General features: G+C 36.4%; 23 protein-coding genes. 22 read left to right on the top strand and 1 reads right to left on the bottom strand.

Annotated features, from left to right (window positions below; genetic code table 11):
- The first annotated feature begins 6 nt into the window (after positions 1-6).
- The 4 genes from HCJ45_RS10060 to pyrG all read left to right on the top strand — a co-directional run bounded on the left by HCJ45_RS10060 (position 7) and on the right by pyrG (position 4,968).
- The gene (locus tag HCJ45_RS10060) at positions 7-456 is read left to right on the top strand and encodes a YwiB family protein (RefSeq protein WP_185349098.1); all 450 of its coding nucleotides are present in this window, start codon (positions 7-9) and stop codon (positions 454-456) included.
- A complete protein-coding gene (gene argS / locus HCJ45_RS10065) occupies positions 453-2,123 on the top strand; it encodes an arginine--tRNA ligase (protein WP_187124713.1) in 1,671 nt (556 codons plus the stop codon). The genes HCJ45_RS10060 and argS overlap by 4 nt, the downstream gene beginning before the upstream one ends.
- 362 nt (positions 2,124-2,485) lie before the next feature.
- Positions 2,486-3,010: a DNA-directed RNA polymerase subunit delta gene (gene rpoE / locus HCJ45_RS10070; RefSeq protein WP_187124714.1), complete on the top strand. Its 525-nt coding sequence runs from the start codon at positions 2,486-2,488 to the stop codon at positions 3,008-3,010.
- 359 nt (positions 3,011-3,369) lie between these two features.
- Complete coding sequence (pyrG, locus tag HCJ45_RS10075; RefSeq protein WP_187124715.1) at positions 3,370-4,968, top strand: CTP synthase; 1,599 nt, start codon at positions 3,370-3,372, stop codon at positions 4,966-4,968.
- Positions 4,969-5,688: 720 nt separating this feature from the next.
- On the opposite strand, the gene HCJ45_RS10080 is transcribed toward pyrG, so the two are convergent.
- Positions 5,689-8,910, bottom strand: a complete 3,222-nt coding sequence (locus HCJ45_RS10080; RefSeq protein WP_187124716.1) for a GW domain-containing glycosaminoglycan-binding protein — start codon at positions 8,908-8,910, stop codon at positions 5,689-5,691.
- Positions 8,911-9,215: 305 nt separating this feature from the next.
- On the opposite strand from HCJ45_RS10080, the gene HCJ45_RS10085 reads away from it, so the two are divergent.
- The 18 genes from HCJ45_RS10085 to thrB all read left to right on the top strand — a co-directional run bounded on the left by HCJ45_RS10085 (position 9,216) and on the right by thrB (position 26,173).
- Positions 9,216-10,136: a diacylglycerol kinase gene (locus HCJ45_RS10085; protein ID WP_187124717.1), complete on the top strand. Its 921-nt coding sequence runs from the start codon at positions 9,216-9,218 to the stop codon at positions 10,134-10,136.
- A gap of 168 nt (positions 10,137-10,304) precedes the next feature.
- Complete coding sequence (gene fba / locus HCJ45_RS10090; RefSeq protein WP_003724024.1) at positions 10,305-11,159, top strand: class II fructose-1,6-bisphosphate aldolase; 855 nt, start codon at positions 10,305-10,307, stop codon at positions 11,157-11,159.
- 322 nt (positions 11,160-11,481) lie between these two features.
- Positions 11,482-12,765, top strand: coding sequence for a glycosyltransferase family 4 protein (locus tag HCJ45_RS10095; RefSeq protein ID WP_187124718.1), 1,284 nt, complete (start codon positions 11,482-11,484; stop codon positions 12,763-12,765).
- A complete protein-coding gene (locus HCJ45_RS10100) occupies positions 12,758-13,783 on the top strand; it encodes a glycosyltransferase (protein WP_187124719.1) in 1,026 nt (341 codons plus the stop codon). The genes HCJ45_RS10095 and HCJ45_RS10100 overlap by 8 nt, the downstream gene beginning before the upstream one ends.
- A gap of 6 nt (positions 13,784-13,789) precedes the next feature.
- Entirely contained in the window at positions 13,790-14,863 is a 1,074-nt protein-coding gene (locus tag HCJ45_RS10105; protein WP_185345802.1) for a lysylphosphatidylglycerol synthase transmembrane domain-containing protein, read from the top strand.
- Positions 14,864-14,979: 116 nt separating this feature from the next.
- Positions 14,980-16,251 (top strand): UDP-N-acetylglucosamine 1-carboxyvinyltransferase, encoded by a 1,272-nt coding sequence (locus tag HCJ45_RS10110; protein ID WP_187124720.1) that lies wholly within the window; start codon positions 14,980-14,982, stop codon positions 16,249-16,251.
- A gap of 101 nt (positions 16,252-16,352) precedes the next feature.
- Positions 16,353-17,624 (top strand): transcription termination factor Rho, encoded by a 1,272-nt coding sequence (gene rho, locus HCJ45_RS10115; RefSeq protein WP_187124721.1) that lies wholly within the window; start codon positions 16,353-16,355, stop codon positions 17,622-17,624.
- Positions 17,625-17,702: 78 nt separating this feature from the next.
- Positions 17,703-18,650: a glycosyltransferase family 2 protein gene (locus HCJ45_RS10120; protein ID WP_187124722.1), complete on the top strand. Its 948-nt coding sequence runs from the start codon at positions 17,703-17,705 to the stop codon at positions 18,648-18,650.
- The gene (gene gtcA, locus HCJ45_RS10125) at positions 18,647-19,084 is read left to right on the top strand and encodes a cell wall teichoic acid glycosylation protein GtcA (protein ID WP_187124723.1); all 438 of its coding nucleotides are present in this window, start codon (positions 18,647-18,649) and stop codon (positions 19,082-19,084) included. Before HCJ45_RS10120 ends, gtcA begins: the two co-directional genes overlap by 4 nt.
- Positions 19,085-19,184: 100 nt before the next feature.
- Positions 19,185-19,430, top strand: coding sequence for a type B 50S ribosomal protein L31 (locus tag HCJ45_RS10130; protein ID WP_003720869.1), 246 nt, complete (start codon positions 19,185-19,187; stop codon positions 19,428-19,430).
- A gap of 124 nt (positions 19,431-19,554) precedes the next feature.
- Positions 19,555-20,436 (top strand): LysR family transcriptional regulator, encoded by an 882-nt coding sequence (locus HCJ45_RS10135; RefSeq protein WP_187124724.1) that lies wholly within the window; start codon positions 19,555-19,557, stop codon positions 20,434-20,436.
- 116 nt (positions 20,437-20,552) lie between these two features.
- A complete protein-coding gene (locus HCJ45_RS10140) occupies positions 20,553-20,966 on the top strand; it encodes a cupin domain-containing protein (protein ID WP_187124725.1) in 414 nt (137 codons plus the stop codon).
- 19 nt (positions 20,967-20,985) lie between these two features.
- Positions 20,986-21,309, top strand: a complete 324-nt coding sequence (locus HCJ45_RS10145; protein ID WP_187124726.1) for a carboxymuconolactone decarboxylase family protein — start codon at positions 20,986-20,988, stop codon at positions 21,307-21,309.
- A complete protein-coding gene (locus HCJ45_RS10150; protein ID WP_246456552.1) occupies positions 21,293-22,480 on the top strand; it encodes an MFS transporter in 1,188 nt (395 codons plus the stop codon). Before HCJ45_RS10145 ends, HCJ45_RS10150 begins: the two co-directional genes overlap by 17 nt.
- 24 nt (positions 22,481-22,504) lie before the next feature.
- Positions 22,505-22,684, top strand: coding sequence for a MerR family transcriptional regulator (locus tag HCJ45_RS15105; protein ID WP_343068888.1), 180 nt, complete (start codon positions 22,505-22,507; stop codon positions 22,682-22,684).
- Between the two features lie 278 nt (positions 22,685-22,962).
- Entirely contained in the window at positions 22,963-24,249 is a 1,287-nt protein-coding gene (locus HCJ45_RS10160) for a homoserine dehydrogenase (RefSeq protein ID WP_187124727.1), read from the top strand.
- Between the two features lie 2 nt (positions 24,250-24,251).
- Positions 24,252-25,307 (top strand): threonine synthase, encoded by a 1,056-nt coding sequence (thrC, locus tag HCJ45_RS10165; protein ID WP_185380742.1) that lies wholly within the window; start codon positions 24,252-24,254, stop codon positions 25,305-25,307.
- Complete coding sequence (gene thrB, locus HCJ45_RS10170; protein WP_185345766.1) at positions 25,307-26,173, top strand: homoserine kinase; 867 nt, start codon at positions 25,307-25,309, stop codon at positions 26,171-26,173. Before thrC ends, thrB begins: the two co-directional genes overlap by 1 nt.
- Positions 26,174-26,240: the final 67 nt, after the last annotated feature.

Below are 26,240 nucleotides of genomic sequence, written 5' to 3' on the forward strand. Positions count from 1 at the left end.
AGCGATATGACAGCTAATCAAATGGAACGAAAAAAAGTAACTATTCATATCACCAATGTCATCCGCCAGATGGATGCAGAAGAGAAAACGAATATGTCTGTAGCTGGTGTTTTTTACCGTGATAAAGGCAATCGCTATCTGCATTATGAGGAAAAACAATTAGCTGGCACGATTCGCACAGTTCTCAAAATTGCTGACAACGAGCTACTTTTAATGAGAAGCGGGGCTGTAAATATGCGAATGCACTTTTTCCGAGATAACAGAAGAAGTACTGCGTCTATAGATTCAGGTGCGGGTAAATTACAACTAGAGTCAGAATTAGTATCAATGGAAGAATTATATGAAAACAAGCCAGATGTTTTAAGTGAAGTCGCATTTCAATACGATTTACTAAGCCATGGCGAGTACATCGGTTCATATACTGTTTTAATGAAAATAGAGGAGGACGCAGAATGAATGTCATGCAAGAGAATCAGGTTAAATTAATCCGCCACATTAAACAAGCAGTTGTTCAAGCGGTTGGTTTAGAAGAAGCAGAAGTACCAGAAATTTTATTAGAAGTTCCCAAAGATAAAAAGCATGGAGATTATTCCACTAATATTGCAATGCAACTTGCTCGTGTAGCAAAAAAAGCACCTCGTCAAATTGCGGAAAGTATTGTGCCAGAACTAAAAAAAGATAATAAATTGATTAAAGAAGTAGAAATTGCAGGCCCAGGATTTATCAATTTTTACTTAGATAATGCTTATTTAACGGATTTAGTACCAGTTATTTTAGCTGAAGATACAGCTTACGGAAAGTCTGATTTTGGTAAAGGTGAAAAGTTCCAAATTGAATTTGTGTCTGCTAATCCTACTGGTGACTTGCATTTAGGTCATGCACGTGGAGCTGCGATTGGAGACTCACTAGCGAATATCATGACAATGGCTGGTTATAATGTTTCAAGAGAATATTATATTAATGATGCTGGAAATCAAATTAATAATTTAGTTTTATCAGCTGAAGCTCGCTATTTTGAAGCGTTAGGGTTAGAAGCGGAATTTCCAGAAGATGGTTACCGCGGTGCTGATATAATTTCACTTGGAAAAGATTTAGCAGCAAAATATGGTGATAAATATGTAAATACTAGCGAGGAAGAGCGTCGTTCAGTTTTTCGGGTGGATTCGCTAGCTTTTGAAACTGCAAAATTGCGTGCTGACTTAGAGGAGTTCCGTGTTTCATTTGATGAGTGGTTTTCAGAAACATCGCTTTATGAAGAAAACAAAGTGTTGCCAGCTCTGGAACGACTACGTGAAAATGGCTATATTTATGAGCTAGATGGTGCAACATGGTTACGTACTACTGATTTTGAGGATGACAAAGACCGTGTTTTGATTAAGTCGGACGGAAGCTATACTTATTTCTTACCAGATATTGCCTATCATTTAAACAAATTAGAGCGAGGGTTTGATGTTTTAATTGATATTTGGGGTGCGGATCATCATGGTTATATTCCACGTATGCGTGCAGCCATTGAAGCATTAGGATATTCACCAAAGCAATTAGAAGTAGAAATCATCCAATTAGTACACCTTTTTGAAGATGGCGTACAAGTTAAAATGAGTAAGCGAACTGGGAAATCAGTGACGATGCGGGACTTAATTGAAGAAGTTGGCTTAGACGCAACAAGATATTTCTTTGCAATGCGCAGTTCAGATACACATATGAACTTTGACATGAGCTTGGCAAAATCAACTTCTAATGATAATCCTGTTTATTATGTCCAATATGCGCATGCAAGAATTTCAAGCATTTTACGTTCTGGTAAGGAGCAAAACCTAGATGTGTCAAAAGATGCAGATATGCGTTTACTTCAAACCGAAGCAGAATATGATTTGCTAAAAGTATTAGGCGAATTTGCAGATGTTGTTGCAGAAGCTGCTGTAAAAAGAGCCCCTCATCGAATTGTACGTTATTTAAATGATTTAGCTAGTGCTTTCCATCGTTTTTATAATAGCAATAAAGTGCTTGATATGGACAACTTAGAAGTAACAAAAGCTAGACTAGCGCTTATTAAGACGGCTCAAATTACTCTTAGAAATGGTTTAACGCTTCTTGGTGTATCAGCGCCAGAAAAAATGTAAAACCTTAAAATTATAAGTTACTCGTTGACGTCATAACCAAAATGTACTAAAGTTAATAGAAACATAGGTAATTGAAAAAACGGGGAGAGCATATGATGAAGCGATTAATAATTTTGGCGCTGCTTTTCGTGTTTCTGTGCGTCGCAATCTATATTCTCTACGACTTTCAACTTGGATCCATCCCAATTCTTCTAATGGCCATCCTATTCTTTTACATCGGATATAAAATAGTCAAGAAGAATTGATGTAATTATGTAAATTTAGGTTGTACTTGCCAGAAATAACATGTAAAATAGTGAAGTTGGGCTGAACGAAAAAATAGCTAAATAAATTGGAATTACGATAGAAAGGGCGTGCCAGTTTTGGATTTAAAGAACTTAACGCAAGAAGAACGTAGTGAACTATCTTTAATCGATGTTGCACATTTTATTTTGGAACAGCGGAAGGAAACGATTCTTTTCCCTGAATTAGTGAAAGAGATTCAATCGTTCCTAGGTTTGAAAGATGCAGAAATAAGGGAACGTCTTGTTCAATTTTATACAGATATGAATATTGATGGTAACTTCATTTCACTTGGAAATAACACATGGGGACTTCGTGCTTGGTATCCAATGGATGCAATTGATGAAGAAGTTCAAACACAAACAACACCGAAGAAAAAACGTAAATCAGATGATGATGAAGAAGAGGAAGAAATTCTTGACGATGATGTGGACTATGATGAAGAAATCGTGGAAGAGCTTGGGGAAGAAGAAATTTCCCTTGCAGATGTCTTACTTGATGAAGACGACGATGATCACTTGCCAGACGGAATTGAAGGCGATTTGTCTACTGTAGAAGATGACTATACTGATGGGGATTATACAGAAGACCCAGAAAATAAATAATAATTTTTAGGTCAGGTAAACGCACTTTTTTAGAGTGAATGTTTATCTGATTTTTTTTATTACGTATTAGTGCGGTTGATGACGGTTTCAAAAAATAAACGCTTGACTTCTTTCGCTATCATTAGTAGTATTTTATTTGGGCTCCCTTTTATAGGGACGGATATTTATGAGATTCAGCGCTCCCTTACTTTTATAAAGTAGGCGGAGTGTTTTTTATTTTGGTTTACAAAATACTTGAAATTGTGATAAGTACGTAAAAAATATCGCAATATTGTTTTATCTGGCAATTTCCCACCCCAGCAGGAAAATCGTCAGAACCCTGCAAGTTTTTCATTTCAGGAAGGAGTAGATTTTTTAATATGACAAAGTATATTTTCGTGACAGGTGGAGTAGTTTCATCCATCGGTAAAGGAATCACAGCAGCATCACTTGGACGTTTGCTGAAAAACCGTGGACTAAGTGTAACCATTCAAAAATTTGATCCGTACATCAATGTGGACCCAGGAACAATGAGTCCTTACCAACATGGGGAAGTTTATGTAACAGATGATGGTGCGGAAACTGACTTGGACCTTGGTCATTACGAACGCTTTATTGATATTAACTTAAATAAGTATAGTAATGTAACAACTGGTAAAGTATACTCAGAAGTTATTAAAAAAGAACGCCGCGGGGACTACTTAGGTGGAACAGTACAAGTTATTCCACATATTACGAATGAATTAAAAGATCGTGTTTTTCGTGCAGCTCGCATGACTAATTCGGATATTATTATTACAGAAATTGGTGGAACTGTTGGAGATATTGAATCTTTACCTTTCCTAGAAGCAATTCGCCAAATCAAAGGAGATGTAGGTGCTGAAAACGTACTTTATATCCATACAACTTTAATCCCTTATATCAAAGCAGCTGGCGAAATGAAAACCAAACCAACACAACATAGTGTGAAAGAACTTCGTAGCCTAGGAATCCAACCAAATATTATTGTCGTTCGTACAGAGCAACCGGTTTCCCAAGAAATGAAAGATAAAATTGCGCTATTTTGTGATATTAAGGCTTCAGAGGTTATTGAATCTCGTGATGAAGAAACTCTTTATAACGTACCACTTTCCTTACAAAAACAAAAAATGGATGATATTGTCCTAGAACACTTGCATTTAGAAGCACCTCAAGCAGAAATGACAGATTGGAAAGATTTAGTACATCGTGTGAAAAACTTATCCAAAAAAGTTCGTATTGGCCTTGTTGGGAAGTATGTTTCCTTACAAGATGCCTATCTTTCTGTAGCAGAAGCACTTCGTCATGCAGGATACAATCATGATGCTGAAATCGAAATTGACTGGATTGATTCCGAAAAAGTAACGAAAGAAAATGTTGCTGAAATCTTGAAAGACGTCGATGGTATCTTAGTTCCTGGTGGATTTGGTGATAGAGCAATTGAAGGTAAAATTGCTGCAATTCAATATGCGCGCGAAAATAAAGTGCCATATTTCGGTATTTGTTTAGGAATGCAGCTGGCAACAGTTGAATTTGCTCGTAATGTTCTTGGATTTGAAGACGCACATTCTGCTGAAATCAAACCAGAAACAAAACATAACATTATTGATTTATTACCTGAACAAAAAAACATTGAAAATATGGGTGGCACACTCCGTCTTGGCTTATATCCAGCACGCATTAAGCAAGGAACGAAAACAGAAGCTGCATATGGTACTACACTTGTAGAAGAACGTCACCGCCACCGCTATGAGTTTAATAACGAATATAGAGAACAAATGGAAGAAGCTGGCATGATAGTTTCTGCAACAAGTCCAGATGGTCGTCTAGTAGAAGTTGTCGAATTAAAAGATCATCCTTGGTTTGTCGCTTGCCAATACCACCCAGAATTTATTTCTCGTCCTAATCGTCCACAAAGTTTATTTAAAGACTTTATTGGCGCAGCGCTTAATAGTAAATAAGATAAAAGCGCTTTTGATTGATAAGCTAGCGCATATAGAAAAAAGCATTACTTGCTGAATTCATGTTACTCGAATTCAATAAGTAATGCTTTTTGAATAGGAACGATAATAATTCATCCAATTGAAAAAATGGCTATTCAGATAAAAAATCTTACTGTCAAAGTAATTATGATTAAACTAGGAAGATGCAGAAAGAAACGGTGAAAAATATCATTTCTATAATCCATTTAGAACTAGTATACTTTCGGTGGAAATCTTTATGGGTTGGACAATAAAAGATTGATTAAACAAAAAAGTTTCTAAAATACAAGTAGAGCTATAATAAACTTAAAAATAGAAATGAATAAGAAGTCGCATGTTGAAATAGATGAAACGCTATACATAGAAAAGAGCATCATTCACTTTTGTGAACTTTTCAGAACTTCTCGCTTCATGTATTATCAATGAATAAAATATACTGATTCAGGAGGTTTACTAAATTAGAAATGTTAGAGCAATAGATACAAAATGTATTTATTTTAGAAAGGATAAAAGAAAAATCACCGAACTAATTAAGTTGGGACACAAAATAAGTGAAAATATCATACAATGTAGTATACAAAAAAATAGGCTATAAATCACCGATAGAATATCGATAATCCATAACCTAATAATCATTACTTTTAGTTACTATTTCATTTTAATGAGTCACTTCTATTTCAGCTTGAAACTTTTTTATCTTTAGTTATTCTCACTAAGATTAGCTGCTTTCACCCAACCGAGGTCTTTGACACGATACCAGAGTTGTCCTTCAATAGTAGCTTCACGTTGTAATGTAAGGGCTTTTCCATTGAATTTAGAAAGGGGACCACGATCAATCGCAGAATCAGCAACTGGTAATCCATAATAATGTTCGTTTTGTTTACTTGGAAGAACATAGCGTGTTCCAGTTAAAACTTTTTCCATACTAGGTGTGTAGAAAGTATCCAAAGCTTTGGAATCTACCCAACCAATTGTTTTTCCATCTACACTAAATTGATACCAAATACCACTCGCTGTTTTTGCCTCACGAAGGATACGCATATTTTTTTCTGAATAGGTAGAAAGTGGATTAACAAGCGCATAACCTGAAGTTCGATAAGGCTTTGTCCATACAGAATTATTAACTGCGGTATCCACTCGACTATAGGCAGTGATTGCTTTGTCATATTCAATACTATCATATTGATTAGCAGTTAAAGTAGAAGCTTTAGTCCAGCCCAAGTCTTTGACGCGATACCATAACTCACCTTCAATAGTGGCTTTCCGTTGGACGGTAAGAGTTTTCCCCATAAATTTAGAAAGAGGACCGCGATCAATTGCGGAGTCAGCGACAGGTAATCCGTAATAATGTTGTGTTTCTTTACCGGGAGCCACATAACGAGTCGCAGTAAAGTTGATTTCCATACTAGGAGTATAGAAAGTATCCAAAGCTTTAGAATCTACCCAACCAATTGTTTTTCCGTCTACGCTAAATTGGTACCAAATGGCGCTTGGAGTTTTTGCTTCACGAACAATTCGTAGATTTTTCCCAGAATAAGCGGAAAGGGCGCTTATTTGTGTAGCACCTTCGGTTTTCCCAGGATTATTCCAAATATAATTGTCAGATGCAGTATTTACCCGACTATAAGCAGTAATTGCTTTGTTATATTCAATTTGTTCATATTGTGTATCAGATAGATTAGCTGCTTTCACCCAACCGAGGTCTTTGACACGATACCAGAGTTGTCCTTCAATAGTAGCTTCACGTTGTAATGTAAGGGCTTTTCCATTGAATTTAGAAAGGGGACCACGATCAATCGCAGAATCAGCAACTGGTAATCCATAATAATGTTCGTTTTGTTTACTTGGAAGAACATAGCGTGTTCCAGTTAAAACTTTTTCCATACTAGGTGTGTAGAAAGTATCCAAAGCTTTGGAATCTACCCAACCAATTGTTTTTCCATCTACACTAAATTGATACCAGATACCACTCGCTGTTTTTGCCTCACGAAGGATACGCATATTTTTTTCTGAATAGGTAGAAAGTGGATTAACAAGCGCATAACCTGAAGTTCGATAAGGCTTTGTCCATACAGAATTATTAACTGCGGTATCCACTCGGCTATAGGCAGTGATTGCTTTGTCATATTCAATACTATCATATTGATTAGCAGTTAAAGTAGAAGCTTTAGTCCAGCCCAAGTCTTTGACGCGATACCATAACTCACCTTCAATAGTGGCTTTCCGTTGGACGGTAAGAGTTTTCCCCATAAATTTAGAAAGAGGACCGCGATCAATTGCGGAGTCAGCGACAGGTAATCCGTAATAATGTTGTGTTTCTTTACCGGGAGCCACATAACGAGTCGCAGTAAAGTTGATTTCCATACTAGGAGTATAGAAAGTATCCAAAGCTTTAGAATCTACCCAACCAATTGTTTTTCCGTCTACGCTAAATTGGTACCAAATGGCGCTTGGAGTTTTTGCTTCACGAACAATTCGTAGATTTTTCCCAGAATAAGTGGAAAGGGCGCTTATTTGTGTAGCACCTTCGGTTTTATTGGGCTTTGTCCAGACATAATATCCAGTTGCTGTTTCTACTCGACTATAAGCGGTAATCGGTTTCTCATACTCAATTAAGTCGTATTTTGTGGTAGTTAAGTTTGCTGCTTTCACCCAACCGAGGTCTTTGACACGATACCAGAGTTGTCCTTCAATAGTAGCTTCACGTTGTAATGTAAGGGCTTTTCCATTGAATTTAGAAAGAGGACCACGATCAATTGCAGAATCAGCAACTGGTAATCCATAATAATGTTCGTTTTGTTTACTTGGAAGAACATAGCGTGTTCCAGTTAAGACTTTTTCCATACTGGGTGTATAGAAGGTATTAAGCGCTTTGGAGTCTACCCAACCAATTGTTTTTCCATCTACACTAAATTGATACCAAAGTGCGCTAGGGGTCTTAGCTTCACGGATAATGCGTAAATTTTTACCGGTATAGGAAGAAAGTGGGTTTACTAGTCTAGCGCCTTCTGTTTTGTTTGGTCGTGTCCAGACAGAATTTCCAGTGGTGGTTTTTACGCGGCTGTAGGCAGTGATTGCTTTTTCATATTCAATTTGTTCATATGTTACTTGCATCGCTTTATACTTTTGATTTACTAAAGAAACAAAATCAGTGAAATTGTAGCCCCATTGATTGAAATAGCCGACAGGGTCTGTATGTGTCGTTCCACCAAGATAGCGAGTGACTGCATCATGTGACCAAACAGTACCTTTGCCATCTCCGTGAGCGTTATCCACAGGTAATTTATATTGATTTAAGAGATAGGCAGTATAGTATGCATAGTTATTTATAGAGCGAGCAAATTCATCAAATGTTTTCGAACGGACCAGTTCTACTTGAATAAAGCGAGCATTAGCATATTGACCGGCACCCCATACCCCATTTTGAGTGGGATGAATTTGAATGATACGGGATTTGTCCACAAATGCATGGACGAAAGCGTTGTTATAATTACTACTCATATAACTAATTTCACCTGTAATCGTGGATGAATTATTGGCAGTTTCATGTATAACAATTCCCTCTGGTTTTCCATACCCATTACGATAGTTGAATTTAGGGAATTGGCTTTTTAGTTGCTTTTCTATTGATGCAGTAGAGAACTTATTTGTTGTAATATAGGAATTAACGTTAGGATAACCTGATGTAGCACGAAGCAAAGGGACTTCCTTTAATACGGTAATAGTCTCATCTTCAAAGCCATCATGTTCCTCTGTAGCAGTTCCGTCTCTAACTCCTTTTGGAATATAAACGGATTGATCATCCGCTTTTTGTACCGTGTCAATGGAAGAAGCACTTGCTTTTTCTGCAATTGTGGTTGCGGAAACACCCACAATAGCAAGACTTGCAAATACGACCGCTGACTTTACTAATTTTTTCAAAGTTCTAATCCTCTCCTAACTACATTACTTTTTAAAAAATAATCTATACTAATTATGACAATAGGTTAAGATGGAGTCAATGGAAATTGGCAACAATGAACCTATTTGCATATAATTTGTCACAGAATAGTAATAAAATTTCTATTTCACATTGAAAAAGGAAATTCGAAAACAATAAATATGTGTTTGGTAGTGGGTAAAAAGGCCTCATTTTACTGATAAGGTTTGTTATAGTCAAACAAGTTGACATCCCTAAAGCAAAATAGGAAACTTAACTCTATAAATAGGAAAGAGGGAGCGGCAATTTGCAAAAGAGAGCGATGATAATATATAATCCGGCAGCTGGAAAGAATAAGTTTAGAAAATTACTTCCGGATGCAGAACAAATTTTAACAAATGCAGATTTTGATGTAACATTAGTTCCGTCTACAAAAGCGCCAAAGAGTACTAAAAAAATTGCTAAACAAGCGGCAGAAGAAGAGTATGATGTAGTGATAGCAGCAGGTGGAGATGGGACAGTAAATGAAGTGGTTAATGGATTAATGCAAGTGACTAATCCACCAAAACTAGGTATTTTACCAGTAGGAACGACAAATGATTACGCAAGAGCACTTAATTTTGCGAAGGATCCACTAGAAGCACTTCATATTATCGCAAAACAAGAGACTATTCGAGTAGATATTGGAAAAGCAAATGAAACCGAATTTTTTATTAATAATGCAGCAGGTGGGAAAATTACAGAAATAACTTATGCAGTGAAAGAATCAATGAAATCAAAATGGGGTAGGCTTGCATATCTTTTTAGTGGTCTTAGGATATTACCTAAACTATCGCCAGTAAATGTAGAAATTAGTTATAATGATCAATTATTTCAGGGCGAAATTTTACTGTTTTTTGTTAATAAATCAAATTCAGTTGGCGGGATGGAAACGCTTTGTCCACCAGCCCAACTAAATAGTGGTATGTTTGAACTTTTAATCCTAAAAAAAGTGTCGCCGCAGAAGTTATTTCAATTATTTACTTCAATAAAAAAAGGTACTCATTTGGAAAGCGAACATGTAATTCATGTACGTACCAATAAAGTGGAAATTAGAAGTATGGCAGACTTAAACATTAGTTATGATGGAGTCTATGGTGGAAAAGCCCCGTATACATTAGAGGTTATTCCAGAAGCCTTAGAAATATTTGCAGATAAATCAAGAATAATAAATCGTCTTAGAGGCTAAAGCGTTTTCACGATATTTTTTTCTTGTTTATATGGTAAATTCATCACAAATCTGTTATCATATACTTTGTTAGGGGAAAATAGCTGCCACTATTTTTCACGGCGGAAATTCAAATCTAGGGGAAATCAAAAATGGTTTTCCTAAATTCCTGAGGGAGGAAATTGTATTATGCCTATCGTTAACATGACAGACATGCTGAAAAAAGCATTAGCTGGGAAATATGCTGTTGGCCAATTCAACATCAACAACCTTGAATGGACACAAGCTATTTTGAAAGCTGCAGAAGCAGAAAAAGCACCAGTAATTTTAGGAGTTTCTGAAGGAGCTGCTAAATACATGGGAGGATTCAAAACAGTTGTAAAAATGACTGAAGGACTTGTAGAAGACCTGAAAATCACTGTACCTGTTGCAATTCACCTTGATCATGGTTCAAGCTTTGATTCTTGTAAAGCGGCTATCGATGCAGGATTTTCTTCTGTAATGATCGACGGCTCTCACCACCCAATCGACGAAAATATTGCAATGACTAAACAAGTTGTTGATTATGCGCATGCAAAAGGCGTATCTGTAGAAGCTGAAATTGGTACTGTTGGTGGGGATGAAGACGGAGTAACTGGTGGAATCAACTATGCTGATCCACAAGAATGCTTACGTGTTGTTAAAGAAGCTAACATTGATGCACTTGCTGCAGCATTAGGTTCTGTTCACGGTCCTTATCACGGCGAACCTGTACTTGGTTTTGACGAAATGAAAGAAATCTCTGAACTTACAGGTGCTCCACTTGTACTTCACGGTGGTTCTGGAATTCCGGAACACCAAATTAAAAAAGCAATTGAACTAGGTCACAGCAAAATCAACGTTAACACTGAATGCCAAATCGTTTGGACTGCAGCTGTTCGCGAAAAATTAGCTACTGACGATAAAGTTTATGATCCACGTAAAGTAATCGGTCCTGGTGTGGATGCGATTATCAAAACAGTTACAGAAAAAATTCAAGAGTTTGGTTCTAACGGTAAAGCGTAAAACTAAATTTATGATGATATAAAAATAACTGGCAAAATTCACTTGTTGATTTTGCCAGTTATTTTTATATGGTGATAAAGCATTTATATAGAAGGAAATTAATTATCGTTATTTTAATGAATATGTTATGATAGCAATAGCTTTTATATAGAACGGACTCAAAGTCTAAAATTCCCGATTAAAAATCATGCTACAGGCGCATGTTTTATCATACAAAATGAGTCATAATGTAATTAGCCATGTAATACGAAAGAATAGAATTATGTTATAATAATATACTAAATAATAAATGAACAAACGAGGAAGAGAGTAGGCGATAGTAATGAATATAGGGATTTTCACGGATACCTACAGTCCGCAGATTAGCGGTGTAGCTACGTCAATCATGATTATGGAAAACGAACTAAGAAAACAAGGGCACACTGTATATATTTTTACAACAACTGATCCTAACGCCGATCGAGAAAGTGAAGAGGGACGTGTTTTTCGTTTGCCTAGTATTCCTTTTGTCTTTTTTCCGGAACGTCGTGTAGCTGTAGCTGGGATGAATAAATTTATTAAATTAGTGGGACGCTTAAATTTAGATATTATTCATACGCACACTGAATTTTCTCTAGGACTTTTAGGTAAGCGCATTGCTAAAAAATATCATATTCCTTCCGTCCACACCTATCACACTATGTATGTAGATTACCTGCACTATATTGCAAAAGGGAAAATAATTACACCTTCTATGGTTGGCAAAATGACTAAATCTTTTTGTGATAGTTATGACGCAATAATCACCCCAACAGCGAAAGTAAAACACCATCTTGAAGAACAAGGGATTCATAAATTAATGTATACCATTCCAACTGGCACAGATATTTCTTCTTTTGCACCAGCAGAAAAGCAACAAATAACAGATTTAAAAAAATCACTTGGAATTGGTGTAGACGATGCGGTTATCCTTTCTTTAGGGCGAATTGCTCAGGAGAAAAATATTGATGCAATCATTAATGCGATGCCAGAAGTACTTTTGGAAGAACCGAATGCTAAATTGGTTATTATTGGTGACGGTCCTGTTCGCAAAGAGCTAGAAAAAATAGTAGAATATAAGAATTTAGAACCACATGTTATTTTTACTGGTGCAGTAGAATGGGAAAATATTAGTTTATACTATCAGTTAGGCGACCTGTTTGTAAGTGCTTCAACAACTGAAACACAAGGACTAACTTATGCGGAGGCAATGGCGGCTTCATTACCAGTAGTTGCAAAACGTGATGAAAGCATTGAGGGATTCTTAACAGACGGGGAAACTGCCTTTTTATTTGATGAAGATTATGAATTAGCAGGCTTATTAGTCCAAATTTTATCAGATAAAAATACTGCAACTCATGTAGCTACAAATGGACGAGTGAAGGTAGAATCGATTTCTGCGGATCAATTCGGTCTTAACGTGGAAGCTACATACAATGAAGTTCGTGAAATCTACCGTGCAAAGCGAAAAAATGGCTCCATTAAAGTAAAACCAACATTAATCAAAAGTAAAATAGCTTCCCAAGTATTTTCGCTTTCATCTTCTACACAAGTTCACAGAAAAGAGAGGTCTTCGCGACGTGATTAAGTTGACAATGCTATCTTCAGCGGAAAAAGTCAAGGGTCAAGGTGTAGCGTCAGCATACCGCGAACTTGTGAATTTGCTAGAAGAAAGATATACAAATGAAATTGATATGCAGATTAATAGTTTTAGAGAATCGGATATCACACATTACCATACTGTTGATTTCCGTTTTTTTCTTTCTACTTTTTTTAAGAAAAAACGCGGTGTTTGTGTTGGTTATGTCCACTTTTTACCTGAAACAATGGAAGGTAGTTTAAAATTACCTTGGATTGCACGAGTGGTTTTTTATAAATATTTAATTAGCTTTTATAAGCGGATGGATGAAATTGTTGTAGTAAATCCATCATTTATTCCTAAATTAACTGCATATAACATTCCAGAAGAAAAAATCCACTACATTCCAAATTTTGTTTCTAAAAAAACTTTTTTTCCAATTTCTCAAGCGGAAAAAAATGTTGCTCGAGAAAAATATGGAATTACAGAAGATAAATTCACGGTTATCGGAATTGGTCAGGTGCAGCATCGAAAAGGAGTGCTTGATTTTATTGAAGTAGCTAAACAACTTCCAGAAGTGCAATTTGTCTGGGCAGGTGGCTTTTCATTTGGGAAAATCACTTCTGGTTATGAAGAGCTAAAGAGAATTTATGATAATCCGCCTGACAATGTGAAATTTATTGGAATTGTGGACCGTTCAGAGATGAATGCTTGTATTAATATGGCAGATATTTTCTTTATGCCATCTTATAATGAGCTTTTTCCTATGGCGATTTTAGAAGCAATGAGTTCTAATGTCCCCATTTTACTCCGGAATTTAGATTTATATGAGGAGATTTTAGATGGTTATTATGTAAAAGAAGCCGATAATCAGGGTTTTATTCAGGCAATTCAGCGTTTAAAAACAGACGAAAATTATTATAATGAAATGCTAGAAAAGGCGAAAAAAGGTGCCGCATATTATTCAGAAGATCGACTAGCTGAGATATGGTACTCGTTTTATCAAGGGTTATACACAAAGGAGTGATGAGTAATGAGTGGAGGCATTAAAAAAAATCTTTTTAATATTGCTATTGTACTTACAATTAGTATTGGATTTATTATTTGGCAATTCAAAGATGTAGATGTCTCTACATTCTTCGCTTCTATGTTAAAAGTAAATCCTTGGTGGCTTGTTGCTGCATTTGGTGCAATGTTTTTATATTGGTTTTTGGAAGCCGTTGTTTTACAAACAGCATCGAAACCAGCGAATAAGGATCAGCGCTTTTTTTCCTCTTTTCGGATTACAATGATTGGTCAGTTTTTTAATACAATTACTCCAATGGCTACTGGTGGGCAACCAGCGCAACTTGTTATGCTAACAAAGCAAGGTATGGATGCTGGGCGTGGCAGTTCCGTCTTATTAGTAAAATTTATTATTTATCAGGCAATGGTGGTACTTAATTTTTTAGTTATTTTATTGTTTGGGATACATTATTTAATGACTGGTGTAACACAATTAAAATTTTTAGTGCTACTTGGCTTTTCTGTACATGTATTTGTTATTGCTTGTTTAATATTAGTTGGTAGAAGTCAAAAATTCACAACAAAACTAGTGCATATTTTGCTTACACCAGCCAAATTATTTATGAAAAAAGAAAAAATAACTAATTTGAGGAATATGTTAGATCAAAAAATTATTACTTTCCATGAAGAAAGTAGTCGAATTGGCAAAGACTGGAAATTAATTATCCGTTGTTGTTTATATACCACTTTACAACTGTGGATTTATTTCTCTATTCCGTTTTTTATTTTACATGCAATTGGAGTAACTGGTGTTGGATTATATATGGCTATTACTTATCACGCCTTTATTATTATGTTTGCGACTGTAATGCCAACTCCTGGTGGTGCGGGTGGTGCCGAATATACTTTTACGTTATTATTTGGAATGCTACTAGGTCCGGCCAAATTACTCATGGCACTCGTGCTGTGGCGGATAATTACTTACTATAGTTGTATCATATTTGGTGCAGGAGCTTTGTTAATTAAAGATACGACCTCTAAAAAAATCAAACCGCGAATGGAAGCACTTGCTAAAGCGCCGGCAAAAAATATTACACAATAATAGAAGCTCGGAACGATTTTGTTCCTAGCTTTTTTTAAAGAAAGAATCTTGCAAAGTAAAACAAATTAATGGATAATGATAAAGTATTATAGGCTTCAAGAAAGAAGGGTACATTTGTGACGGAAAAATTAGTTATTCGAGGTGGCAAAAAATTAGCTGGCACCTTACAAGTAGATGGGGCGAAAAATAGTGCCGTTGCGTTGATTCCAGCTGCAATTTTAGCGGAATCTGAAGTGGTTTTAGAAGGTTTACCAGATATTTCTGATGTATATACACTTTATGATATTTTAGAAGAACTTGGTGGTAAGGTTCAATTTGATGAAAAAACAGCTGTTATAGATCCAACAGATATGATTTCGATGCCATTACCAACAGGAAATGTAAAAAAATTGCGTGCTTCATATTATTTGATGGGAGCAATGCTAGGACGATTTAAAAAAGCTGTTATTGGCCTTCCGGGAGGCTGCTATCTTGGTCCGCGTCCAATTGATCAACATATTAAAGGTTTTGAAGCACTTGGCGCGAAAGTAACCAATGAACAAGGCGCTATTTATTTGCGTGCTGATGAACTTATTGGGGCACGGATATATTTAGACGTAGTGAGCGTTGGAGCTACCATTAATATTATGCTTGCAGCTGTTCGAGCAAAAGGGAAAACAGTGATTGAAAATGCGGCAAAAGAACCTGAGATTATTGATGTTGCTACGCTTTTAACTAATATGGGTGCTATTATTAAAGGGGCAGGAACGGATACAATTCGAATTACAGGTGTAGAACATCTTCATGGTTGCCATCATACAATTATCCCAGACAGAATCGAGGCGGGAACTTTTATGGTACTTGCAGCGGCTTCTGGAAAAGGAATACGAATCGAAAATGTTATCCCGGCACATTTAGAGGGTATCATTGCGAAACTGTCAGAAATGGGCATTTCAATGGATATTGAGGAAGATGCTATTTTTGTTGGTGAGGTAGAAAAAGTAAAAAAAATAGATATTAAAACATATGCTTATCCTGGTTTTCCAACGGATCTACAGCAACCGCTAACTGCACTTTTAACAAGAGCAGAAGGTAGTAGTGTAGTAACTGATACGATTTATCCAAGTCGTTTTAAACATATAGCTGAACTTGAACGTATGGGCGGGAAATTCAAACTAGAGGGTAGATCAGCTGTTGTTAGTGGCCCGGCGAAACTACAGGGCTCTAAAGTTACGGCAACAGATTTACGTGCTGGTGCGGCGCTTGTTATTGCAGGACTTTTAGCAGAAGGTCAAACGGAAATTCATGGTGTAGAACATATTGAACGTGGTTATAGTAAAATCATCGAAAAACTTACTGCAATTGGCGCTGATATTACTCGTAGCACTACTGCAGAAACAAATATTTAAAAATTAGAGACTGAACGAAACATTTCGTTTCAGTCTTCCCCCTGTTTGCCTCTCCATTACTTATTTCCAAAAAATTATTAACTTAAAAAGGTGGTACATATATGGCCAAACTGTCCATTGCTTATTTAGAAAGTTTAACAATTAAAGATATTTACTCCCTCGCAAAAGAACACAAAATTGCCTATTATAGTAAGCTTACAAAAAGAGAACTTATTTTTGCATTATTAAAATCCAATGCTGAAAAAGAAGGCTTCTTCTTTATGGAAGGTGTTTTAGAAATCATTCCAAATGAGGGTTTTGGATTTTTACGACCAATTAATTACTCTTCAAGCACAGAAGACATCTATATTTCGGCTTCTCAAATTAGACGTTTTGAACTTAGAACGGGGGATAAAGTTTCTGGGAAAGTCCGCCCACCAAAAGAAAATGAACGTTATTTTGGATTATTGCATGTTGAAGCAGTCAATGGAGAAAACCCGGAAGTTGCCAAAGAAAGAGTGCATTTTCCAGGATTAACACCACTTTATCCAGATCGACAAATTCACTTAGAAACGGGTAAAACACCTATTTCAACAAGAACAATTGATTTAATAGCGCCAATTGGTTTTGGTCAACGGGGCTTAATTGTTGCTCCACCAAAAGCAGGTAAAACGGTATTATTAAAAGAAATTGCTAATGCTATAACGACCAATCATCCGGATTCAGAGCTGATTGTACTACTGATAGATGAGCGGCCAGAAGAAGTTACAGATATAGAGCGTTCGGTAAAAGCAGATGTGGCAAGTTCAACTTTTGATGAAGTACCAGAAAATCATATTAAAGTTGCTGAACTAGTATTAGAACGTGCGATGCGTCTAGTAGAACAAAAACGTGATGTTATTATTTTAATGGATAGTATTACGAGATTAGCAAGAGCTTATAATTTAGTTATTCCTCCAAGTGGACGGACGCTTTCAGGTGGGATTGATCCAGCAGCTTTCCATCGACCAAAACGATTCTTCGGTTCAGCGCGTAATATTGAAGAAGGTGGCAGTTTGACAATCCTTGCTACAGCACTTGTTGATACAGGCTCGCGAATGGACGATGTAATTTATGAGGAATTTAAAGGGACAGGAAATATGGAATTACATTTAGATCGCCAACTTGCAGAACGTCGCGTCTTTCCGGCGATTGATATGCGTCGCTCGGGAACAAGAAAAGAAGAATTGTTACTTTCCAAAGAGCGTCTAGAACAACTTTGGAAAATTAGAAAAACAATGCCAAAACAAAGCGATGGACTTGATATTTCCGAGCGTTTCGTCCGCTATCTGAAAAAAACAGCAAATAATGAAGCGTTTTATGAATTATTGCAAGAAGAGATGTTTAAAAAATAAAATCTAACTATACTTTTTTTACTAATTTTGATACTATCATTTTTAGAGTAATGTGAGAAATATGAAAGGAGAAAGATAATGAAATTAATTACGATATCTGTCCCAGCATATAACGAGCAAGAATCAATTGTAACTTTATATGAAACTGTTGTGAGTGTTATGGACACTGTTAAAGATAAATATACCTTTGAATTGTTGTTTATTAATGATGGTAGCAAGGATAAAACACTCGAAATTGTAAAACAAATGCATGTACAAGATAAAAGAGTGGGATTTGTTGATCTGTCAAGAAATTATGGCAAGGAAATAGCTATGGCGGCAGGGTTTGATTATGCCAAGGGTGATGCAGTAATTACAATGGATGCAGATTTACAACATCCACCGGAATTAATTACTGAAATGATAGAGCTTTGGGAATTAGGTTATGAAGATGTATATGCAAGACGAAACAAACGCCCAGGAGAAAGCTGGTTAAAAAAGGCTACCTCAAAATGGTATTATAAATCTTTACAAAAAGTGACTAAAACACCTGTGCTTCCAGATACTGGAGATTTTAGATTGTTAGATAGACGATGTGTAGATGCATTAAAAAAGTTAAGAGAAACTCAGAGATACACAAAAGGGCTTTATAATTGGATTGGATTCAAAAAAGTAGAGGTAACCTTTGATGCAGCGCCAAGACATGCTGGAGAAACAAAATGGAGCTACCGTTCATTAATTAATTTGGCGTTAGAAGGAATTACTTCTTATACAACCTTACCACTCAGATTGTCCACTATTGCAGGGTTTGCAATATCATTAGGTACATTTGTTTACTTGATATATATTCTAGTTAAAACCCTAATAGTTGGGTCTGATGGAAGTGGATTCCCAACTTTAATGATAACTATTCTTTTCTTAGGCGGAATTCAGCTTATTAGTATAGGGATTATCGGAGAATACTTAGGGCGAATCTTTAATGAGGTTAAAAAGCGACCACTTTATTTTGTCGAAGAATACAACGGTAAGAAAGAAGATATTGTATGAACGAGCTAAGGAAATTACTTGATAAGATACCATGGTATACTGATGAAATTCATAGTATTTTAATGTATTTAATCATGGGAGGATTTACTACACTTATTAATATTGTAGCATTTTGGTTTTGTGAAGAGGTATTAGGTTGGGATTATCGTGTCGCAAATACAATTGCATGGATTGCGTCTGTTCTTTTTGCATATTTTTCTAATAAAAAATATGTTTTTGAGAGCTATACCCCATCATGGAAAGATAAATTAAGAGAAGCTTCTTCTTTTTTTGGTTTTCGTTTTTTAACATACATAGTAGATATTTTAGTGATGATACTTTTAATAAGCGTATTATCAGTAGATGAATTATGGGCGAAAATCTGGACAAATATCATTGTACTTGTACTTAACTATGTATTTAGTAAGTGGATAATTTTTAAAGTGAGAAATTAATCTTGCTTGTTTGTGTTAACATTGTTATAATATTTATACTGTGTGTAAAAGCACTTATTACTCTGTTTCAGATGATTCAGGGCGAAGGAGTTGAAAAGAAATGAAAACTGGAATTCATCCTGAGTACCGTCAAGTGGTATTTGTTGATACTAGTACTGATTTCAAATTTTTGTCAGGTTCTACTAAGAGCTCAAGCGAAACAATTAAATGGGAAGATGGCAACGAGTATCCGTTACTACGTGTCGAAATCTCTTCTGATTCGCATCCGTTCTATACTGGTAAACAAAAACATGCTACAGCAGACGGACGTGTGGACCGCTTCAACAAAAAATACGGTCTCAAATAAGCGAAAATGTTTTAGAGGATATCCTTCTTGGGTATCCTCTTTTTCCATTTAATTATGAATTTTTCAAGCAAAAAAACAGAATTTGTGTATAATAGAATTAAAATTATGAAGGGAGTTAGAGTAATTGGAAATCAGAATGCTAAAATATTTTCTTACTGTGGCAGAAGAACAAAACATTACTCAAGCGGCCAAAAAACTTCATATCACGCAACCAACACTTAGCAGACAAATTAGAGATTTTGAAGCCAGTTTGCAAACCGATTTATTTATAAGGAAAAATAAAAAACTGTACTTAACTGAACCAGGGTTATTTTTGAAAAAAAGAGCAGAGGAAATTATTGAGCTAGGTGAAAAGACGGAACAAGAATTTGCTAAATACCAAAATGCCCTTTTAAAAGGACAAATTTCCATTGGATGTGTAGAAGCAAATAGTTCTCATTTTTTAGCGAGAATGCTGAAAGAAATAATTGCCGATCATCCGCAAGTAACATTCAACATATATAGTGGAACAAGTAATGATATTACAGAAAGGCTGGACAAAGGGTTACTAGATGTAGCAGTTTTAATTGATCCTGTTGCAACCAATAATTATAATAAATTGGTTTTACCTGAAAAAGAACTATGGGGACTGCTAGTATCGGCGGAGGATTTATTGGCCAAGCAAGAAGATATTTCACCAAAAGAAATTATAGATTTGCCTTTAATTTGGTCTGGTCGAAAAGAAGTTCAAAAGATGCTTTGTATTTGGGGTGGTTTTGAAGAATCAGAGTTGAATATCGTTGGTAAATATAATTTGATTTTTAATGTCATTTCGTTGGTCGAGAATAAAGTTGGTGCGGCTTTTGCGATAAAAGGGGCAACTGATAACCGAAAAAACAATACAAAATTTCTCCCGCTTGCACCAAAGCATGAAACCAATTGCGTGCTTGTATGGAAGAAAGAAACCATTCTTAGTGACACGGTACTCACTTTTATTAAAAAAATAGAAAATGCTTTAAAGGCATGAAACTAAGCTTAAGAAGTATTGGACGATAGTTAAAGTAAGCTGTAACATAAACTTGTAAGGGAATCCTTTTAGTTTATGTTACAGCTTTTTTTGAGGTTGAATGGAGGAGAAAGAAAATGGCAAAATTTGAAGAAGTGAGAAATGGTGTGATTTTTCCAAGTGGAGAAAAGAATGAGGCTTTCGCGCAATTTTTTGTTGGGCAAAGCTATTTAAAAACGCTTGTAGCTGATTCTGCTATAAATGTCGGTGTCGGAAATGTCACCTTTGAGCCCGGATGCCGAAATAATTGGCATATTCACCATGATGGTTTCCAAATTTTATTAGTGACTGGTGGAGAAGGTTGGTATCAAGAAGAAGGAAAATCAGTACAATTCTTACAGGCTGGGGATGTTGTTGTGACTCACGATGGCATAAAACATTGGCACGGAGCAACTAAAGATAGCTGGTTTGAACATATTGCGATTACTGCGGGGACACCTGAGTGGTTAGAGGCCGTTTCTGATGCAGACTATTTATCATTAAAAAAATAAAGAAAGTAGGGTGTGGAAAATGAAAAAACAAACAGCGGGTAGAAATAATTTAGGTGAATTCGCTCCTCAATTTGCTGCGTTAAACGATGATGTGTTATTTGGCGAAGTATGGGCACGTGAAGTAGAATTATCGCCGAGAGATCGTAGTTTAATTACTGTTTCAAGTTTACTCACACAAGGAGTACCACAACTAGAAGCCCACTTGAAAATCGCAAAAGAAAATGGGGTAACGAAAGAAGAAATCGTAGCGTTAATTACACATCTTGCTTTCTATACTGGGTGGCCAAAAGCGTGGTCAGCTTTTAATTTAGCAAAAGAAATTTTTGATGAAGATGAGCGCTAAACAGAATTTCTTTACGATGAAGTTGCTGACGTTATTATCAGTTGCCTTAATCATTAACTCGGCACCAGCTATTTCTGCCAATATCCCTGCCATTACTCAAAGTTTTAATAATGTGAATACAGTATATATAGGGCTTTTAACAACAGTACCATCGTTATTTTTAATAGTCGGGGTCTTTTTAACTAGTATGGTTGAGAAAATGATAGGAAGGAAATACACTATTATTTTAGGGTTAGTTATAGTTGGTTTTTTTGGGACATTGCCTGCTTGGGATCAAGGTAGTTTTCTCGTACTATTTCTTTCAAGGTGTTTACTAGGTTTAGGGATTGGGTTGTTTAACCGACTGCTTATTCAAATGATTAGTAGTTTATATCAAAGTGACACCAGAAAAAAAGCCAAAGCACTGGGGTTAGAAAGTGCTTGTGAAGGCCTTGGCGGTATCATTATGACAATTGGGGTCGGACAATTAATCAAAATAAGTTGGACAAGTTCTTTTTGGGTGTATAGCTTTGCAATTGTAAGTTTGATTTTTGTTGCGATTTTCATTCCAAATCAACGAGTACAAATAACGAGCAAAGAAGAAAAAAATCAATCAAGTACAATTTCAAAGGAACGGAAAACAAGGTCAATTATTTTAGGATTTGTTTTATTTTGCATTGTGCTGCTATTTATAAATTATAATTTGCAAATTACACCACTATTAATTGAACAAGGCATAGGGGATGCTACAAATGGAAGTAATATGATTGCTGCTATTGGGGCAGGAGCATTTATTGCAGGAAATTTATTCGGTAGAACATATGCATATTTAAAAAACTGGTTACTCCCAATCGCTACTTTCACTGCTGGCCTGAGTATTTTCTTAACTAGTATTTCCACTTCTCTTGTATTCACGTTGGTTTGTTCGTTAGTTTTAGGATTTTCATTTCGTAATATTATGCCTTATTTTATGCACATACTTACTACTGGAGGCGAAAAAGTGGCTAAGTTTGGCGCAACAATAGTTTTAGTAGCATATAATCTAGGCGCAACACTTTCCCCGTATGCTTCACTGTTCATTTCTAGTTTTAGTGATAGCTCAAGTGCGGGAAGCCAAATAGTAATTATGGGAATATCATTGGGGTTTATTAGCGTTACAGCACTAATTTTCCATAAATATATGACTGTGTAAAAAAGTGTGGAGGAGGAATTTAAAATGAATATTTCAGAAGTAGCGAGTCGTCAAAATATTACCCCAACGACGTTAAGATATTATGAGCAGCGCAGGATTATCAATCAAGTCGTTAGCCTAATATACCGAGTTATTTCAATTAGGGGATGTTACTCCTTGAGAAACGGAAAAAAATTCTTGATCTTGAATATGAAAAACTCTTAGAAAACAAGCACAAATAAATGAAATAGTCTCAAAATTAGGGTTTAAAATAAAAAATTATGAAGCAAAAATAAAACAATTTAGCTAATAGATGATTGATAGACACACCTAATAGAAGTAGGGTGTCTTTTTTTGGAAGGAGCCAAAAATAAAAACTTTTCATACAAGGGTTTACTTTTCCCTGTGAAGTTGCGTATAATATCACTAATTACTTTTTTATGAGTAGGTAATAAAAAAGTTAAATTTTCTGTTTTGTTAAACAATAATAAGGAGGTTTTCAAGTGGAAGCAAAGTTACAAGTAGGTGTGTTAGGTTTTGGAACGGTAGGAAGTGGCGTTATTCATATTTTAGAAGAACATCAAGAAAAAATTAGTCAAGTAACTGGTTATCGAATTTCTGTAAAGAAAGTGCTAGTTCGCGACTTAGAGAAAAATCGCCGTTACGAAACAAAAGGTTTTGAACTAACCACCAATCCGTCTGATGTACTGGATGATCCAGAAATTGCTGTTGTTGTCGAGGTTATGGGCAGCATCACAACTGCGCGGGAATACATTTTGCAGGCCTTGAAAGCCGGAAAACATGTAGTAACTGCGAACAAAGATTTAATTGCGCTACATGGTGACGAATTAGTTGCAGTTGCACAAGCTAATAATTGTGATTTATTTTATGAAGCAAGTGTTGCTGGCGGGATTCCAATTTTACGTACTATTGTAAACAGTTTAGCAGCAGATAAAATTCAAAAAGTAATGGGCATTGTCAACGGGACAACGAATTTTATGCTAACAAAAATGACGACAGAGAAAAAGTCATATGAAGAAGTTTTAGCAGAAGCTCAAGCATTAGGTTTTGCAGAATCTGATCCGACGAATGATGTGGATGGCATTGATGCAGCGAGGAAAATGGTTATTATGACTCGTTTAGCATTTGGAATGAATGTAGATTTAGATAATGTGGAAACAAACGGCATCCGTGGAATTTCCCCTGAAGATATTGAAGTAGCTTATCAATTAGGCTACAAAATCAAGCTAGTTGGTACAGCTGAAGAAACAAATGGTATGGTCAATGTGAATGTTGGTCCAGTATTATTACCAAAAGCGCATCCTCTTGCAGGCGTAAACTATGAAAACAATGCAGTATTCGTTACAGGAGCTGCTGTTGGAGAAACTATGTTTTATGGTCCTGGAGCTGGCGAATTACCAACTGCAACGAGTGTAGTCAGTGACTTAATCACTGTTGCTAAAAATAGTCGTCTGGGTACGAATGGAAATGCCTTCAATAGTTACAAACACGAAACAAAACATACACCAAAAGAACAAGTTTTCTCTAAATATTATCTTCGTCTAACAATGGATGATAAGACAGGGACATTCTTGAAATTAACACAAATTTTTGCGGAAGCTGGCGTTGGCTTCGATAAAATTTTACAGCAACCATATAATGATTTTACAGCAACGGTTGTTATCGTTACGCATTCAACTAGCCAAGCGCAATTAGAACAAGCAATTGCTAGGGTGAAAAACGAGCCAGAAATGCAAATGCTCGCAAAATATTCCGTCGTGGAGGGGTAAAAATGTATAAAGGTTTACTTGAAAAATATAAAGAATATCTACCGGTAACTGAAAATACACCGATGATTTCACTTGCAGAAGGAAACACACCACTTATTCCGTTGCCGAATTTGTCCAAAGAGCTTGGAATCACTTTATATGGAAAATATGAAGGGTTAAATCCAACTGGTTCTTTTAAAGATCGTGGTATGGTGATGGCAGTGGCTAAGGCAAAAGAAGAAGGCGCGGAAGCAGTTATTTGTGCTTCAACAGGAAATACTTCAGCCGCGGCCGCAGCATACGCAACACGTGCTGGTTTGAAAGCATACATCGTTATCCCAGAAGGTAAAGTTGCGCTTGGTAAATTAGCGCAGGCGGTCATGTATGGTGCGGATATTATCTCTATTCAAGGTAATTTTGATGAAGCTTTAAAGTCTGTGCGTGAACTTGCTGAAACAGAAGCAGTAACACTTGTAAACTCAGTGAATCCTTATCGTTTAGAAGGTCAAAAAACAGCAGCTTTTGAAATTTGTGAACAATTAGGCTCCGCTCCGGACGTTCTTGCTATTCCAGTTGGTAATGCAGGAAATATTTCGGCATACTGGAAAGGTTTTAAAGAATGGAACGAAGCGCATAGTTCAGGTCTTCCTCGAATGCACGGTTTTGAAGCAGAGGGTGCAGCTGCAATTGTTCAAGGGAAGCCAATTGCTAATCCAGAAACGATTGCAACAGCGATTCGTATTGGAAACCCTGCTAGTTGGGAACTTGCTGAGGCAGCCCGTGATGAGTCTCATGGCTACATTCATTCGGTTACTGATGATGAAATAGTCAATGCTTATAAAAAAATCGCCGCGCAAGATGGTGTCTTTATCGAACCAGGTTCAGCCGCTTCTTTAGCTGGTGTAATTCAACATATAGCTAACGGGACAATCAAAAAAGGTGAGACAGTTGTTTGTGTGTTCACTGGAAACGGATTAAAAGATCCAGATACTGCAATGAGTGTGCATGAAATCCCTGTTTCTCATGTAGATGACATCGAAGCAATGCGTGCCCATCTTCGTTCAGGAGTGAAAGCTTAATGCGTATACGTGTCCCGGCAACTACGGCCAATCTTGGTCCCGGCTTTGATTCATGTGGTTTAGCTTTGACGCTCTATTTAACGCTAGATATTGGTGCAGCTAGGGATGATTGGTATATTGAACATAATATTGGCGGAGATATTCCTCATGATAAAACAAATGTTATTATCGAAACTGCATTAAATCTTGCTCCTGATTTGGCACCGCATTATTTAACAATGACCAGTGATATTCCACCTGCACGTGGCCTTGGTAGTAGTTCTGCCGCAGTTGTAGCAGGAATTGAATTAGCGAATACTCTAGGTGAATTGAACCTGACTAAAGAAGAGAAAGTGCGGATTGCTGCTGAAATAGAAGGACATCCAGATAATGTTGCCCCAGCAGTTTTAGGCAATTGGGTAGTCGGAGCGAAATTAGATGGAGAAGACTTTTATGTACGCCATCTATTTCCGGATTGCGCATTAATTGCATTTATTCCAAAAGCAGAACTATTAACATCTGAAAGTAGAGGCGTATTACCTGATGCCCTCCCTTTTAAAGAGGCAGTGAAAGCAAGCAGTATCGCGAATGTCATGATTGCCGCAATTTTACACAATGATATGAAATTAGCTGGTGAAATGATGGAACGAGATTTATGGCATGAAAAATACCGTAGTAAATTGGTTCCGCATTTACCACAAATTCGAGAAATTGCGAGCAAACAAGGCGCTTATGCTACTTGTTTAAGTGGAGCTGGACCAACTGTATTAGTTTTTGCTCCTAGATCTCAAGCTAATACGCTCCAAACCTCCTTACAAAATTTAAAGATGGATGCGGATGTCCTATTGCTTGAGGTAGAAGGTAGCGGCGCAGAAATTTTCCAATAAAATTAAGCTATGTCGGACTCTGGCATAGCTTTTTTATATGGCGGAAAACTATATGTCCCAATTTGCA

The sequence above is a fragment of the Listeria immobilis genome (assembly GCF_014322845.1).
Lineage (GTDB): Bacteria > Bacillota > Bacilli > Lactobacillales > Listeriaceae > Listeria > Listeria immobilis.

Excerpts from the sequence above, each read along its gene's own strand:
- HCJ45_RS10150 (WP_246456552.1), top strand. The coding sequence starts at position 21,293 with ATGAAGATGAGCGCTAAACAGAATTTCTTTACGATGAAGTTGCTGACG.
- HCJ45_RS10095 (WP_187124718.1), top strand. The coding sequence starts at position 11,482 with ATGAATATAGGGATTTTCACGGATACCTACAGTCCGCAGATTAGCGGT.
- gtcA (WP_187124723.1), top strand. The coding sequence starts at position 18,647 with ATGAACGAGCTAAGGAAATTACTTGATAAGATACCATGGTATACTGAT.
- HCJ45_RS10130 (WP_003720869.1), top strand. The coding sequence starts at position 19,185 with ATGAAAACTGGAATTCATCCTGAGTACCGTCAAGTGGTATTTGTTGAT.
- thrC (WP_185380742.1), top strand. The coding sequence starts at position 24,252 with ATGTATAAAGGTTTACTTGAAAAATATAAAGAATATCTACCGGTAACT.
- HCJ45_RS10140 (WP_187124725.1), top strand. The coding sequence starts at position 20,553 with ATGGCAAAATTTGAAGAAGTGAGAAATGGTGTGATTTTTCCAAGTGGA.
- rho (WP_187124721.1), top strand. The coding sequence starts at position 16,353 with ATGGCCAAACTGTCCATTGCTTATTTAGAAAGTTTAACAATTAAAGAT.
- HCJ45_RS10145 (WP_187124726.1), top strand. The coding sequence starts at position 20,986 with ATGAAAAAACAAACAGCGGGTAGAAATAATTTAGGTGAATTCGCTCCT.
- argS (WP_187124713.1), top strand. The coding sequence starts at position 453 with ATGAATGTCATGCAAGAGAATCAGGTTAAATTAATCCGCCACATTAAA.
- thrB (WP_185345766.1), top strand. The coding sequence starts at position 25,307 with ATGCGTATACGTGTCCCGGCAACTACGGCCAATCTTGGTCCCGGCTTT.
- HCJ45_RS10060 (WP_185349098.1), top strand. The coding sequence starts at position 7 with ATGACAGCTAATCAAATGGAACGAAAAAAAGTAACTATTCATATCACC.
- HCJ45_RS10120 (WP_187124722.1), top strand. The coding sequence starts at position 17,703 with ATGAAATTAATTACGATATCTGTCCCAGCATATAACGAGCAAGAATCA.
- HCJ45_RS15105 (WP_343068888.1), top strand. The coding sequence starts at position 22,505 with ATGAATATTTCAGAAGTAGCGAGTCGTCAAAATATTACCCCAACGACG.
- HCJ45_RS10105 (WP_185345802.1), top strand. The coding sequence starts at position 13,790 with ATGAGTGGAGGCATTAAAAAAAATCTTTTTAATATTGCTATTGTACTT.
- fba (WP_003724024.1), top strand. The coding sequence starts at position 10,305 with ATGCCTATCGTTAACATGACAGACATGCTGAAAAAAGCATTAGCTGGG.
- pyrG (WP_187124715.1), top strand. The coding sequence starts at position 3,370 with ATGACAAAGTATATTTTCGTGACAGGTGGAGTAGTTTCATCCATCGGT.